This window comes from Acidovorax carolinensis, from assembly GCF_002157145.1.
Lineage (GTDB): Bacteria > Pseudomonadota > Gammaproteobacteria > Burkholderiales > Burkholderiaceae_C > Acidovorax > Acidovorax carolinensis.
In genome coordinates, this window is the sequence record NZ_CP021361.1 from 3,326,637 (window position 1) to 3,340,319 (window position 13,683).

The 13,683-nt window shown below is 65.5% G+C and carries 11 protein-coding genes, 1 tRNA gene and 5 pseudogenes; 13 read left to right on the plus strand and 4 right to left on the minus strand.

The genetic code is table 11. The features are described 5' to 3' along the window. Positions 1-20 precede the first annotated feature (20 nt). The 6 genes and pseudogenes from CBP34_RS15570 (at position 21) to pth (ending at position 3,991) form a co-directional block, all read left to right on the plus strand. Positions 21-473: a lipoprotein insertase outer membrane protein LolB gene (locus CBP34_RS15570; RefSeq protein WP_335622247.1), complete on the plus strand. Its 453-nt coding sequence runs from the start codon at positions 21-23 to the stop codon at positions 471-473. A gap of 9 nt (positions 474-482) precedes the next feature. After that, a complete protein-coding gene (ispE, locus tag CBP34_RS15575) occupies positions 483-1,346 on the plus strand; it encodes a 4-(cytidine 5'-diphospho)-2-C-methyl-D-erythritol kinase (RefSeq protein ID WP_094098564.1) in 864 nt (287 codons plus the stop codon). Positions 1,347-1,369: 23 nt separating this feature from the next. Then, positions 1,370-1,446: transfer RNA gene (locus CBP34_RS15580), tRNA-Gln, on the plus strand. A gap of 46 nt (positions 1,447-1,492) precedes the next feature. Then, positions 1,493-2,467, plus strand: a complete 975-nt coding sequence (locus tag CBP34_RS15585) for a ribose-phosphate pyrophosphokinase (protein ID WP_094098565.1) — start codon at positions 1,493-1,495, stop codon at positions 2,465-2,467. A gap of 179 nt (positions 2,468-2,646) precedes the next feature. Then, positions 2,647-3,285, plus strand: a complete 639-nt coding sequence (locus tag CBP34_RS15590; protein ID WP_086913206.1) for a 50S ribosomal protein L25/general stress protein Ctc — start codon at positions 2,647-2,649, stop codon at positions 3,283-3,285. A 100-nt stretch (positions 3,286-3,385) separates the two neighbouring features. Next, positions 3,386-3,991, plus strand: a pseudogene (pth, locus tag CBP34_RS15595) (aminoacyl-tRNA hydrolase). A gap of 60 nt (positions 3,992-4,051) precedes the next feature. On the opposite strand, the gene CBP34_RS15600 reads toward pth, so the two are convergent. Further along, the gene (locus CBP34_RS15600) at positions 4,052-4,309 is read right to left on the minus strand and encodes a YfhL family 4Fe-4S dicluster ferredoxin (RefSeq protein WP_086913208.1); all 258 of its coding nucleotides are present in this window, start codon (positions 4,307-4,309) and stop codon (positions 4,052-4,054) included. Positions 4,310-4,533: 224 nt separating this feature from the next. Here CBP34_RS15600 and CBP34_RS15605 point away from each other — a divergent pair. The 7 genes and pseudogenes from CBP34_RS15605 (at position 4,534) to CBP34_RS15635 (ending at position 11,984) form a co-directional block, all read left to right on the plus strand. Beyond that, a pseudogene (locus CBP34_RS15605) lies at positions 4,534-5,495 on the plus strand (ABC transporter permease). Positions 5,496-5,588: 93 nt separating this feature from the next. Then, positions 5,589-6,371: an ABC transporter permease gene (locus CBP34_RS15610; RefSeq protein ID WP_418134682.1), complete on the plus strand. Its 783-nt coding sequence runs from the start codon at positions 5,589-5,591 to the stop codon at positions 6,369-6,371. Positions 6,372-6,388: 17 nt separating this feature from the next. Next, entirely contained in the window at positions 6,389-7,417 is a 1,029-nt protein-coding gene (locus CBP34_RS15615; RefSeq protein WP_094098567.1) for an ABC transporter ATP-binding protein, read from the plus strand. Continuing rightward, the gene (locus tag CBP34_RS15620) at positions 7,414-8,355 is read left to right on the plus strand and encodes an ATP-binding cassette domain-containing protein (protein ID WP_094098568.1); all 942 of its coding nucleotides are present in this window, start codon (positions 7,414-7,416) and stop codon (positions 8,353-8,355) included. Before CBP34_RS15615 ends, CBP34_RS15620 begins: the two co-directional genes overlap by 4 nt. A gap of 78 nt (positions 8,356-8,433) precedes the next feature. Beyond that, positions 8,434-9,922 (plus strand): annotated as a pseudogene (locus CBP34_RS15625) (ABC transporter substrate-binding protein). A 19-nt stretch (positions 9,923-9,941) separates the two neighbouring features. Further along, positions 9,942-11,350: pseudogene (locus CBP34_RS15630) on the plus strand (amidase). A 7-nt stretch (positions 11,351-11,357) separates the two neighbouring features. Beyond that, on the plus strand, positions 11,358-11,984 hold the full coding sequence (locus CBP34_RS15635; protein WP_094098569.1) for a hypothetical protein: 627 nt from the start codon (positions 11,358-11,360) through the stop codon (positions 11,982-11,984). Here the strand turns inward: CBP34_RS15635 and CBP34_RS15640 are convergent. From CBP34_RS15640 to CBP34_RS15650, 3 genes and pseudogenes are all read right to left on the minus strand, one after another. Continuing rightward, positions 11,971-12,660: a histidine phosphatase family protein gene (locus tag CBP34_RS15640; RefSeq protein ID WP_094098570.1), complete on the minus strand. Its 690-nt coding sequence runs from the start codon at positions 12,658-12,660 to the stop codon at positions 11,971-11,973. The genes CBP34_RS15635 and CBP34_RS15640 overlap by 14 nt on opposite strands. 90 nt (positions 12,661-12,750) lie before the next feature. Continuing rightward, a pseudogene (locus CBP34_RS15645) lies at positions 12,751-13,391 on the minus strand (LysE family translocator). 57 nt (positions 13,392-13,448) lie between these two features. After that, positions 13,449-13,679 carry a hypothetical protein gene (locus CBP34_RS15650; RefSeq protein ID WP_157896496.1) on the minus strand — a complete coding sequence of 77 codons (231 nt, stop codon included), beginning with the start codon at positions 13,677-13,679 and terminating at the stop codon, positions 13,449-13,451. Between the last annotated feature and the right edge of the window lie 4 nt (positions 13,680-13,683).

The window sequence follows — 13,683 nt, forward strand, 5'->3', positions numbered from 1 at the left end:
TGGCTGCCCTGCTGGCATGCGTGGTTTTGCTGCTGGCGGGCTGCGCCCAGCCGCAGCCCGCGCCTGCGAACGCACAGCGCACGCTTTGGACAGGACGCCTTGCATTGCAGGTAGAAGAACAGGCGTCACAGTCATTTTCGGCATCGTTTGAGCTGTCGGGGTCAGCGCAGCAGGGCCAATTGGTCTTGCTCAATCCCCTGGGCAACACCATCGCACGAATCCAGTGGCATGCCAGCCATGCAGAGATCACCACGGGGCAGAACACCCGAGAGTCCGAATCACTCGATGCCTTGCTTCAGGATGTCCTGGGCACCCCTATTCCCGTTGACGCGCTTTTCAGCTGGCTGGAAGGCACCCATGTCGCGGCCGTTGGCTGGCAAGTGGATCTGTCGGCCATTGACGCCGGGCGGCTGGTGGCACAACGCTACACGCCGACGCCACAAGCCACCCTGCGAATCGTCCTGACCCGCTGATTCCGCTTCATGCAAGCCCTGTACGACGTGCCGGCTCCGGCCAAACTCAATCTGTTCCTGCATATCACGGGCCAGCGCGCCGACGGCTATCACCTGATGCAGTCCGTGTTCATGCTGATCGACTGGTGCGACACGCTGCATTTCGAACCGCGCCACGATGGCCTCGTTACCCGCGAGGACCTCGGCCCCGCGCTTCCGGCCATGGACTTGACGGTGCGCGCAGCGCAGGCCCTGCGGCAGGCCGCCAACTGCGACCTGGGCGTTCACATGGGTGTCCACAAAAAAATCCCCGCGCAGGCAGGCATGGGTGGCGGGTCGTCGGATGCGGCCACCACGCTAATCGCACTCAATCGCCTCTGGAACCTGCACCTGCCGCTCTCCGCGCTCGAAGCAATCGGACTCACCCTGGGTGCCGATGTGCCGTTTTTTTTGCGTGGCCACAACGCCTGGGTGGAAGGAATTGGTGAGATAATCACGCCGCTTGAGAAAGCACATCAGCTACCGCCGGCACGCTTTGCGGTGGTGAAGCCCGAGGCGGGTTTGGATACGAAATCAATTTTTTCCGCTCCAGACCTTAAACGCGATTCTGATAGTGCTACAATCTTAGGCTTTGCTGCAGCACACTACAATTTCGGTTGTAATGACTTGCAACCAGTTGCCCAGGCCCTGTGCCCCGAAGTGACCCAAGCCCTTGATTGGCTTGAATCGCGCGGTTTGCATGGTCGAATGACCGGTTCGGGGAGTGCAGTGTTTGCGCAAATCTCGCATGCCGTTGATCTTCAAAACGCCCCCGGCGGTTGGCAGGTCAGAACATGTGAAAATCTGATGACTCATCCTCTGGCAGGATGGGCGCCAGACAAGAATTTCGGTTGATTGCTTTTGCAATCGACCTGTGTAGGGGAGTCGCCAAGCTGGTTAAGGCACCGGATTTTGATTCCGGCATGCAAAGGTTCGAATCCTTTCTCCCCTGCCAAATTTCTTTTCGCGTACGGGCTTTTTTTTCAGACTGCTGGGACGCTATGCAAGCCAACCAACCCGACTTCATGGTTTTCACCGGCAATGCCAATCCTGGCATGGCAGCTGAAATTGCCCAACACCTTGGCACCCCCCTTGGCGCGGCCGATGTGGGCCGATTCTCTGACGGCGAAGTCACCGTCGAAATCAAACAAAATGTGCGGGCCCGCGACGTGTTCGTCGTGCAGTCCACCTGCGCACCCACCAACGAAAACCTCATGGAACTGCTGATCATGGTGGACGCGCTAAAGCGCGCCTCCGCCGAACGCATCAGCGCCGTGATTCCCTATTTTGGCTATGCCCGCCAGGATCGCCGCCCTCGCTCCAGCCGGGTTCCGATCTCTGCCAAGGTAGTGGCCAACATGCTGCAGGCTGTGGGCGTGGCCCGCGTGCTGACCATGGATCTGCATGCCGACCAGATCCAGGGCTTTTTCGACATCCCGGTGGACAACATCTACGCCTCGCCGGTTCTGCTGGGCGATCTGCGCCAGAAGAACTACGAAGACCTGATCGTCGTCTCGCCCGATGTGGGCGGTGTGGTTCGTGCGCGGGCACTGGCCAAGCAGCTCGGCTGCGATCTGGCCATCATCGACAAGCGCCGGCCCAAGGCCAATGTGTCCGAAGTGATGCATGTGATCGGTGAGATCGACGGCCGCAACTGCGTGATCATGGATGACATGATCGACACCGCCGGCACGCTGGTGAAGGCCGCCGAAGTGCTCAAGGAGCGCGGCGCCAAGAAGGTGTACGCCTACTGCACCCACCCCATTTTTTCCGGCCCCGCCATTGAACGCATCGCCCAGGGCTCGGCCCTCGATGAAGTGGTGGTGACCAACACCATTCCCTTGAGCGACAACGCCAAGGGTTGCACCAAAATCCGCCAGCTCTCCGTGGCCCCGCTGATCGCCGAAACGATCCAGCGCATCGCCAAGGGTGAGTCGGTGATGAGTTTGTTCTCGGACCAAGAGAATCTTTTCTGAGCGCTGGCCGCGTCTCTCGCGAGGCGGGGCTTTGTTGTTCAGTCAGATGCTTGCCAAGCCTCCTTCGGGAGGCTTGCCTGTTCGGGAGCATTGTTGTGGGCTTGCCGCCATCCGGGCGCAACAAGCCTTTTTTCAACAGGGAATGACTGGTCGCGGTCGTCCCTTTCCAGGAGCTAACTATGAACTTCGTCGCTTTTGAGCGCGCCAAGCAGGGTACGGGTGCGAGCCGCCGTCTGCGCAATTCGGGCAAGACGCCTGGCATCGTGTATGGCGGTTCCGCTGAACCCCAGCTGATCGAGATCGACCACAACGCACTGTGGCACGCCCTCAAGAAGGAAGCATTCCACTCCAGCGTGCTGGACATGGAAGTGGCCGGCACGACCTCCAAGGTTCTGCTGCGCGACGTGCAATACCACCCCTACAAGCAGCTCGTGCTGCACATCGACTTCCAGCGCGTGGATGCCAAGACCAAGCTGCACATGAAGGTGCCACTGCACTACAGCGGCGCGGAAGAGTCCGATGCCGTCAAGGTGGACAAGTGCACGGTGAACGTCATCGTGAACGAACTCGACGTGACCTGCATGCCTTCCGACCTGCCAGAGTTCATTGCCGTGGACCTGAGCACGCTGAAGAAGGGCGTTTCGCTGCACCTCAAGGACATCAAGCTGCCCAAGGGTGTGAGCGCCGTGATCCGTGGCGGCCAGAACAACAACCCCGTGCTGGTTTCCGTGGCCAACCCCGTGGTGGTCGTTGAAGCGCCTGCCGCTGACGCAGCACCTGCCGCCGATGCCAAGGGCAAGGGCAAGGGCAAGAAGTAAGACCGGCACACCGGTCTGAAGCGGCCTGCTCCGGCAGCGCAGCATCCAACGGCCCACCTGTGTGGGCCGTTTTCATTGGTCGCTACCGATAATCGCGCACATGATCAAACTGTTTGTGGGCCTGGGCAACCCGGGGCCCGATTACGAGGCCACCCGCCACAACGCGGGCTTCTGGTGGATCGACGCGCTGGCGCGTGAACTCAAGGCCACGCTGGTGCCCGAGCGCAGCTACCACGGCCTGGTCGCCCGCACCAGCGTGCATGGCCAGAGTGTCTGGCTGCTGCAGCCGCAGACTTTCATGAACCTGTCCGGAAAGTCGGTGGCATCCCTCGCACGGTTCTTCAAGATCCAGCCGAGGAAATTCTCGTGGCGCACGATGAACTGGACATTTCCCCGGCCAGGTGAAGCTCAAGCGCGGCGGCAGCCATGCCGGGCACAACGGCCTGCGGGACATCCACGCCCAGCTGGGCTCGCCCGACTACTGGCGCCTGCGCATCGGCATCGGGCACCCGGGCGTCAAGGCCGAAGTGGCCAACTGGGTGCTGAAGAAACCGTCGCCCGAGCAGCGTACGCTGATCGAGGACAGCATCGCGCATTCGCTCAAGGCCCATCCCGCCATGCTGGCAGGAGACATGGAAAAAGCCACGCTGCTCATCCACACCACCAAGCCCCGCGTCCCAAGCCACCACGGCCTGAAGAGAACTAAAAAGCTATTATTTTTATAGCTATTGACGCTTGATGGATAAGCGCCATAGCCCAAAAATACTTAAATTTTGGTGACCGCCTGCAGCCTTTGAAACTTCTGCCACAGCGTCTCCCGGCTCTCCACATGCTGCGGGTCCACCGGGATGCAGGCCACCGGGCACAACTGCACGCACTGGGGCTCGTCGAAATGGCCTACGCATTCGGTGCATTTGTGGGGGTCGATCTCATAGATCTCCGGCCCCACAGAGATGGCCTGGTTCGGGCACTCGGGCTCGCACACATCGCAATTGATGCACTCGTCGGTGATCATCAGCGCCATACAAGCCTCCCTGAGGATGGCAACAGCGCCAGGCGCGAATGCAGCGGGTTCAAGGAGACGGTCTTCATGCGACGTATTATCCCGCGCCCCTGCCCTGCACCGCCCTGCCCCGGCACAACACACCACCGCCACCATGGGTGCTTTGTCGGTATGCTGCGCAGGCTCATCTGCTCTAGCAACCTTCCGAAGCACCTGCCGGACCCTGCCAGCACCCCGATCGATCCATGGGTTTCTTTCTTCTCAAGCGGTTCCTGACCCTTATCGCCACGCTGCTCGGTGCATCGGTGGTCGTGTTTGTGGTGCTGGACATCCTGCCGGGCAATGCCGCCCAGGTGCTCATGGGGCCCGATGCCTCGCCCGATGCGGTGGCGGCGCTCGCCACCCAGCTGGGGCTCGACCGGCCCGCTGTGCAACGCTATGGGCAATGGATCGGCGGCCTGCTGGTGGGCGAACTGGGCGAGAGCTACGCCTATGGCAGCCCGGTGCTAGAGCTGGTGCTGGAGCGCCTGGCGCTCACGGTGCCATTGGCGTTGCTGGCCATGGCGCTCAGCACGGTGCTGGCGCTCGCGGTCGGCCTTTACGCCGCCGCGCGCCACAACCGCTGGGGCGACCTGGGCGTGATGGGCCTGGCCCAGCTGGGCATTGCCATTCCCAATTTCTGGTTCGCCATCCTGTTAATTTTGCTGTTCTCGGTGAAGCTGCAGTGGTTTTCGGCGGGGGCTTCCCGGGCTGGACCGAAGACAGCGGCGGCGGCCCGTTTGCCGCGCTGAAGGCGCTGCTGCTGCCGGCGCTGGCGCTGGCGGTGGTGCAGGCGGCCATTCTGGCGCGCATCACGCGCTCGGCCGTGCTGGATGTGCTGCGCGAAGATTTCGTACGCACCGCGCGCGCCAAGGGCCTGTCGCGGCGGGCCGCGCTGTGCGGGCATGTGCTGCGCAACGCCATGATCCCCGTTGTCACCGTGATGGGCCTGCAGTTTGCCAACCTGCTGGCGGGCACCATCGTGGTGGAGAACGTGTTTTATCTGCCAGGCCTGGGCCGGCTTATCTTTCAGTCGATCGCCAACCGCGACCTGATCGTGGTGCGCAACTGCGTGATGCTGCTGGCGGCCATGGTGGTCCTGGTCAACTTCTTTGTGGATCTGCTGTACGCGATGATTGATCCCCGCGTGAAGGCTAGCGACATATGAGCCAGCCCTTGCTGCCACCGCTGCGCCCGCACGGGCGCTGCCTCGGGCTGGCTGCACCGCGCCCTGGGCCACCGCAGCTTTGTTGCGGGCGCCGTGCTGGTGGCGCTGCTGCTGGCCGCGGCGGCCCTGTCGCTGGTCTGGACGCCTTGGTCGCCCTACGAAATGGACCTGCCCGCCAAGCTGCAGCCGCCCAGCGCCCAGCACTGGCTGGGTACCGACGCCTTTGGCCGCGATGTGGCGTCGCTGCTGCTGGTGGGCGCCCGCAACTCGCTGCTGGTGGGCTTGATTGCGGTGGGCATTGGGATGGGTGTGGGCGTGGCCCTGGGGCTGCTGGCTGCTGCACGGCGCGGCTGGGTGGAAGAAACCATCATGCGGCTGGCAGACTTCACGTTTGCCTTTCCGGCCATTTTGTCGGCCATCATGATGACGGCGGTGTTTGGCGCGGGCATCGTCAATTCGATCATCGCCATCGGTATCTTCAACATCCCCACCTTTGCGCGGGTAACGCGTGCCTCGGCCAATGCCGTGTGGTCGCGCGACTTTATCCTGGTGGCGCGGGCCAGCGGCAAGGGCAACTGGCGCATCACGCTCGAGCATGTGTTGCCCAACATCGCCTCGGTGCTGATCGTGCAGGCCACGGTGCAGTTTGCCATTGCCATCCTGGCTGAGGCCGCGCTGTCGTATCTGGGCCTGGGCACGCAGCCACCGCAACCCTCGTGGGGCCGCATGCTCAGCGACGCCCAGACCCTCATGTTCCAGGCACCGCTGCTGGCCGTGTGGCCCGGCGTGGCGATTGCGCTGGCCGTACTGGGCCTGAACCTGCTGGGCGACGGCCTGCGCGATCTGCTTGACCCGCGCCTGGCCCGCAAGCGCTGACCTGCCTCGCCGCTCCGATGAACACCCAATCCCCACCCACCTCCCTGCTGCAGGTCACCGACCTGCGCATCCGTCTGCAGACGCACCGGGGCGCCGCCGACGCGGTGCGCGGCATCGACTTCACGCTCCAGCGCGGCGAAACCCTGGGCCTGGTGGGCGAATCGGGCTGCGGCAAGTCGCTCACGGCCCTGGCGCTCATGGGCCTGCTGCCCGATGCCGCGCAGGCCAGCGGCAGCATTCTTCTGGATGGGCAGGAGCTGCTGGGGCTGGACGACAGCGCGCTGTGCCGCCTGCGCGGCAACCGCATCGGCATGGTGTTCCAGGAGCCCATGACGGCGCTGAACCCCGTGCACACGATTGGTGACCAGGTGGCCGAGCCGCTGCGGCTGCACCGCGGCATGGGCCGCGCCGCGGCACGCCGCGAGGCCCTGGCCCTGCTGGAGCGCGTGGGCATTGCCGATGCCGCCCGGCGCCTGGATGCCTATCCGCACCAGTTCTCGGGCGGGCAGCGCCAGCGCATCACCATTGCCATGGCGCTGGCCTGCGGGCCCGACCTGCTGATTGCCGACGAGCCCACCACGGCGCTCGACGTAACCGTGCAGCAGCAGATCCTTCAGCTTATCAGCGACCTGGTGGCCGAGCGCGCCATGGCGCTCATCCTGATCTCGCACGACCTGGGCGTGATCTCGCAAAACGCCGACCGCATGCTGGTGATGTATGGCGGCAGCGTGGTGGAAAGCGGCCCCACGGAGGCCGTCTTCTCGACCATGGCCCACCCCTATACACGCGGCCTTTTTGCGGCGCGCCCGCAACTGGTGCCGCGCCGCAACGGCGAACGCACGCGCCTGTCCACCATCCCTGGCACCGTGCCCGAGCTGGCCGACCTGCCCGCGGGTTGCCCCTTCGCGGGGCGTTGCGGTTTCACGGTGGCCGCCTGCCACACCACCGCGCCGCCGCCGGTGCCGTTGGGCCCTGTGGATGCGGAGCACATGGCGCGCTGCATCCGGCTCGATGCCATGCCCGCCGCAACGGAAGCCAGCGCATGAACACCACAAATGCTACTGATTTAATAGCTGCAAGCGCTTATTCCAAAAGCGCTAAAGGCCAATTTAATCCAAATATCCCCGGTGATTCACATCCACCGCTGCTGCAGGTAACGCAGCTGGTGCGCCACTACCCGTTGCCGCGCACGAACCTGTTCCAGCTGCCGCAGCAGGTGCAGGCGCTGCAGGGCGTGGACTTCACCGTGGCGGCGGGCCACAGCCTGGGCATCGTAGGCGAGTCGGGCTCGGGCAAATCCACGCTGGCCCGGCTGGTGATGGCGCTCGACACACCCACCAGCGGCACGGTGCACCTGCTGGGCCGCAACCTGCACCGCCTGCCCGCCGCCGAGCTGCGGCACGCGCGGCGCGACTTTCAGATGGTGTTCCAGGACCCCTATGGCTCGCTGGACCCGCACCACAAAGTGGAGCGCATCGTCACCGAGCCGCTGCAGGCCCAGCGCACCACCAGCCGCGCCGAGCAGCGCGAGCAGGCCGCGCAGGTACTGGCGCAGGTGGGCCTGCGCAGCACCGATATGGACAAATACCCGCACGAGTTTTCGGGCGGCCAGCGCCAGCGCATTGCGATTGCGCGCGCGCTCATCACCCGCCCCCGCCTCATCGTGGCAGACGAGCCCGTGAGCGCGCTGGATGTGTCGGTGCAGGCGCAGGTGCTCAACCTGATGCTGGATTTGCAGCAGGAATTCGGCATCACCTACCTGCTCATCAGCCATGACCTGGCCGTGGTGAACCACCTGTGCGACGAAGTGCTGGTGCTGTACCAGGGGCGCATCGTGGAGCGCGGCACCCCGCAAGAGCTGTTTCACAATGCGCAGCACCCCTACACCCGCGCCCTGGTCAACGCCGTGCCGCGCATCGAGCCGGGGCGCGCCCGTGCCCGCCGGGCGCTGAAGGCCGACACAGCGCCGCGCACCATGGTGTAAAAAGCCTTCTGCCCCACGCTGCCCGTGCAGTTGCCGGGCCACGCACCATCTACAGGTTTTCGTCTGGAGAATTCGAACATGCTGAACCGCCGCTCCCTCCTTGCCACTGGCGCCATTGCCGCAGCGCCCCTTGCCGCGCCCTGGGGTGCGCTGGCCCAGGGCCGCAAGGACACGGTGGTGCTGGCCATGACGCTGGAACCACCGGGGCTGGACCCCACGGCCGGCGCCGCCTCGGCCATTGCCGAGATCGTGCACTACAACATCTTCGAGACGCTCACCAAGATCAACCCCGACGGCAGCGTGTCGCCGCTGTTGGCCGAGAGCTGGGAGGTGTCGCCCGACCTCAAGACCTACACCCTGCGCCTGCGCCGGGGGGTGAAGTTCAGCAACGGCGTGCCCTTCACGGCCAACGCGGTCAAGTTCTCGTTTGACCGCGCCGGCAGCGACAAGAGCACCAACAAGGACAAACGCACCTTCGCCGCCCTCACCACCCAGGTGGTGGACGACCACACCGTGGTGCTGATCCACAAGGACATCGACCCCGACTTTCTGTTCGTGCTGGGCCAGGCCACGGCCATCATCGTCGAGCCCAAAAGTGCCGCCACCAATGCCACCCGACCCGTGGGCACCGGCCCCTATGTGCTGGGCGCCTGGAACAAGGGCGCGTCGATCACGCTGACCGTCTGGCCGGGCTTTCGCAACCCCGCTGCGATCAAGATACGCCGGGCCACGTTCCGCTTCATCTCCGACCCTGCCGCGCAGGTGGCGGCGCTGCTGGCGGGCGATGTGGACGCGTTTGCCCGCGTCACCCCGCGCAGCGTGGCCCAGTTCAAGGCCAACCCGCGCTTTCAGGTGGTGGTGAGCGGCTCGCGCGCCAAGACCATCCTGGCCATCAACAACGACCGCAAGCCCCTGAACGACGTGCGCGTGCGCCGTGCCATTGCTGCCGCCATCGACCGCAAGGCCGTTATCGACGGCGCTGGCGACGGCTTTGGCGTGCCCATTGGCAGCCATTATGTGCCGGGCGCGTTCGGCTACGTGGACACCACGGGCATCAACCCGTTCGATATCGACAAGGCCAAAAAGCTGCTGGCCGAGGCGGGCGTCAAGACCCGCTCACGCTCACCCTCACGCTGCCCCGCCGCCCTATGCGCGCCAGGGGGGCGAGGTGATCGCGGCGCAGCTGGCCAAGATCGGCATCGTGTGCAAGATCCAGAACGTGGAATGGGCCCAGTGGCTCAGCGGCACCTACGGCAACAAGAACTACGACCTGACCCTGATCTCGCATGTCGAGCCCTTTGATTTGGGCAACTTTGCCAAGCCCGACTACTACTGGGGCTACAACTCGCCCCAGTTCAACACGCTGTTTGAAAGAATCAAGAATGCCCCGCGCCCGGCCGACCGCGCCCGCCTGCTGGGCGATGCGCAACGCCTGCTGGCTGAAGAAGCCGTGCATGGCTTTCTCTACCAGCCGCAATGGGTGACCGTGGCCAACAAGAACCTCAAGGGGCTGTGGAAAGACATGCCGATCTTCGTGAACGACCTGTCGGCCCTTTCCTGGTCCTGAAACCGACGCAACCCGCACCATGAGCGCCCTGCACGACCTGCCCGCCCACGCCCTGCTCGCGGCCTACCGCCAGCGCGCCCTGTCTCCGGTCGAAGTGGTCTGTGATGTGCTGGCCCACATCGAGCGCTGGGAACCCCACATCCGCGCCACCTACCTGCTGCGCCCCGATGCCGCGCTGGTGCAGGCGCGCGCATCCGAGGCCCGCTGGCTGCGCGGCGAGCCGCTGGGGGCGCTCGATGGCGTGCCCGTAACCATCAAGGAAAACATCGCCACGCGCGGCGACCCCATGCCGCTGGGCACCGCAGCCTCCGCGCTGGTGCCCGCCCCGTCCGACGCCCGCCCGCCGCGCGCCTGCGCGAGGCCGGCGCGGTGATCGTGGCCAAGACCACCATGCCCGACTACGGCATGCTGTCCTCGGGCCTGTCGAGCTTTCACCCGCTGGCGCGCAACCCCTGGGATCTGTCCAAAGGCCCCGGTGGCTCCAGCGCCGGTGCGGGCGCAGCGGCCGCCGCCGGCTATGGCCCGTTGCACATTGGCACCGACATTGGCGGCTCGCTGCGCCTGCCGGCCAGCTGGTGCGGCATCTTCAGCTTGAAACCCAGCCTGGGCCGCGTCCCCATCGACCCGCCCTACACCGGCCGCGCCGCCGGCCCCATGACGCGCACCGTGCAGGACGCCGCGCTGATGATGCAGGTGCTGAGCCAACCCGACGCGCGCGACAGCATGGCCCTGCCCGCGCAGGACATTGACTGGAGCCAGTTCAACCAAGGGGCCGAGTACCTGCGCGGCCTGCGCATCGGCCTGCTGCTGGATGCCGGCTGCGGCCTGCCGGTAGAGCCCGAGGTGCGCGCCGCCGTCGAGCAGGCCGCCCGCTGGCTGGAGCAGGCCGGCGCCCACATCGTGCCCATGCAGCCGTTCATGACGCAGGCCATGCTCGACGGCATGGACCATTTCTGGCGTATGCGCTCGCACACCGATCTGCAGGCCCTGCCCGCCGCGCAGCGCGACCAGGTGCTGCCCTACATCCGCGCCTGGGCCGACAGCGCCGCAGGCCTGAGCGGCACCGCGGTGTTCCACGCCAGCCAGCAGTTCCACCTGACCCGCGTGGCCACCGTGCGCGCCTGCAGCGCTTTCGACTACGTCATCTCGCCCGTGGCGCCCATGCCCGCCTTTGCGGCCGAGCTGCCCTCGCCCACCAACGACCCGCTGCGCCCGCTGGAACACATTGGCTTCACCGTGCCCTTCAACATGTCGGAGCAGCCCGCCGCTTCGGTGAACTGCGGCTACACCAGCGGCCTGCATCCCTTGCCCATTGGCCTGCAAATCGCCGGGCCGCGCTTTGACGACCTGGGCGTGCTGCAGGTGGCGCATGCGTTCGAACAAATCCGCCCACCTCAACGCGCGTGGCCTCAGCCGCCGGGGATATAAACAGGCCATGGACATTCTCACCCTAGCCCTCCTGATCGCCATCGGCAGCTACATCGCCAACCACCAGCAGCAGCGCAAGCGCATTGCCCTGCTGGCCAGCCACCTGGGCCAATACCAGATTGAAAAACTCATGGAGGCCCTCACCGAGGGTTATCTGCGGGCGCTGGGTGAAAGCACGGCCGAGCGGCGCGACCAGATCTGGAGCCTGCTGACCACCACCGAATCCCAGCTGAGCGAGCAGTTCAGCCGCTTCGCCGCCGAGTTCGCCAAGGTGAACGAGGCCGATGCCCGCGTCAGCCGCTTTGCCATGGCGATCCCCTTTGCCAGCCAGCTGTTTCCGGCCACCACGTTCGATATGCGCAAGGCGCTGGCGATCCACGCCCAGGGCATCGAGAACATGGCCCGCAACGCGGCTCACCTGGCACCGCGGGAAAAGGCCTTCACGATGTCGGCCGAGCTGTTCCTCATGCAGCACACCTGCCACTGGTTCTGCAAATCGAAAACCATCGCCACGGCGCGCATGCTGGCACGGCACAAAACGCCTTACGAGCAGCTGGTCGATTCGGTGTCGCCGCAAACCCGCAGCGCTTATCTGGCCCTGGTCAGAGGCGACAAGGGCATCAAGGGCGCGTGACGCCTTCGGCGCGCTGCAGCCGGGTCTGGTCGTACACCGGTTGCGCCGACAGGCCCGCCAGATGCTGCGTGTCGGCCCAGTGCACGATCTCGATGGCATCGCCCTGCAGGCGCACGCGGTTCAGGCCCGCGTTGGGAATGTCGCTCTGGCGCGGGCCACTGAGCCCCAGGCCGCGCGCCGTGCGCCACACCATGTCAAGCACCCCGCCGTGCGTCACCACCATGACGGTCTGCCCCGTATGCTGGTGGGCCAGGCCGCGCAGTGCCTCCATGACCCGCGCGTGAAACTGCCGCGCCGTCTCGCCGCCGGGCATGCCGCCATCGGCATCAAAGCGCTGCCACTGCGCCCAGGCCGCAGCGTGCCGGGCCTTGATGTCGTCCACGCGCAAGCCATCGACCACACCAAAATGCTGCTCGCGCAGGCGCGGATCGGTGAGGGCATCGAGCGACAGTTGCGGCAGCAACGCGGCCAGCGCGGGCTGCGCCGTCTGCCGGGTGCGAATGAGGTCGCTGCACACCAGGTGATCGATCGCCAGGCGCTCCGCCATCAGCCGCTGCGCCAGCCGGCGGGCCTGTTCGTGCCCGGTGGCGTTCAGCGGCACATCCACCTGGCCCTGGAAGCGCAGCTCGCGGTTCCAGTCGGTTTCGCCATGGCGGATGAGGATGAGTTCGGTCATGCACCCATTATCAAACCTGCGTATGACAGTTCAAGTCTTTTAGGGCGCTGGCGCTTATGCATCAAGCGCTTATAGCTATGTTTTTTATAGTTAACGTTCGGCCGTGGCCAGGCGCAGCGCCAGCCCCAGAAACACCAGGCCCGCCACCCGGTTGAGCACCGTCTGGGCGCGCGCCGAGCGTTGCAACAGCGCCCCGAAGCCCCCGAAAAGCAGGCGATGGCGCCAAACACCAGCAGCGTGGCCAGCATGAACACCACGCCCAGCACCATGAGTTGCAGCGCCACGCTGCCGCGCGCCGGGTCGGCAAACTGCGGCAAAAAGGCCAGGAAGAACACCAGCACCTTGGGGTTGGTGAGGTTCATGACCATGCCGCGCCCCACCATGCGCCCCAGGCTGGGGCCGCCCGGGTTGCCCTGGCCATTGACCGGCTCCTGCGCCGTGGCGGCGGGCGCCCGCAGGGCCTGCCATGCCAGGTAGGCCAGATAGGCCGCGCCGCAGTATTTGAGCACCGTGAACGCCATGGCCGATGCAGCAAACACGGCCGCCAGACCCAGGGCCACCGCAGCGGTATGCACCACCAGGCCCGCGCACAGGCCCACCACCACCGCCATGCCGGCACGCCAGCCGCGCTGGGCCGATTGCAGCAGCACGAACAGGTTGTCGGGGCCGGGCGTGAGCCCCAGCAAAACCGATACGCCAAAGAACGTGAGCAGGGTTTCGAAAGCAGGCATGGCAAAAAATCCACAAACGCGGGGCTGTCCATTGTGCCAACGTCCACCACAGGCAGGTCAGCGCATCGGCACCACGATCACGCGGCGGCGCGGCTGGCAGCCGGGGCCTTCGAACGCAGCGCTGTCGCGCGTCCAGCCCGCGCCGGGCGAGGTCTGCGCGCACAGGCGTTTGCCGTCGATCTGGCTGCGCCAGTAATACCAGGGCGCCGGTGCGGCCAGGGCAGCCGCGCAGGCCAGCCCCATGGCCACCGAGGCGGATGAACGCAAGATCAGGCGCAAAGACAACATGGCA

Coding starts and splice junctions, on each gene's coding strand:
- CBP34_RS15650 (WP_157896496.1), bottom strand. CDS start 13,679: ATGTTGTCTTTGCGCCTGATCTTGCGTTCATCCGCCTCGGTGGCCATG.
- CBP34_RS15585 (WP_094098565.1), top strand. CDS start 1,493: ATGCAAGCCAACCAACCCGACTTCATGGTTTTCACCGGCAATGCCAAT.
- CBP34_RS15600 (WP_086913208.1), bottom strand. CDS start 4,309: ATGGCGCTGATGATCACCGACGAGTGCATCAATTGCGATGTGTGCGAG.
- CBP34_RS15590 (WP_086913206.1), top strand. CDS start 2,647: ATGAACTTCGTCGCTTTTGAGCGCGCCAAGCAGGGTACGGGTGCGAGC.
- ispE (WP_094098564.1), top strand. CDS start 483: ATGCAAGCCCTGTACGACGTGCCGGCTCCGGCCAAACTCAATCTGTTC.
- CBP34_RS15615 (WP_094098567.1), top strand. CDS start 6,389: ATGAACACCCAATCCCCACCCACCTCCCTGCTGCAGGTCACCGACCTG.
- CBP34_RS15620 (WP_094098568.1), top strand. CDS start 7,414: ATGAACACCACAAATGCTACTGATTTAATAGCTGCAAGCGCTTATTCC.
- CBP34_RS15640 (WP_094098570.1), bottom strand. CDS start 12,660: ATGACCGAACTCATCCTCATCCGCCATGGCGAAACCGACTGGAACCGC.
- CBP34_RS15635 (WP_094098569.1), top strand. CDS start 11,358: ATGGACATTCTCACCCTAGCCCTCCTGATCGCCATCGGCAGCTACATC.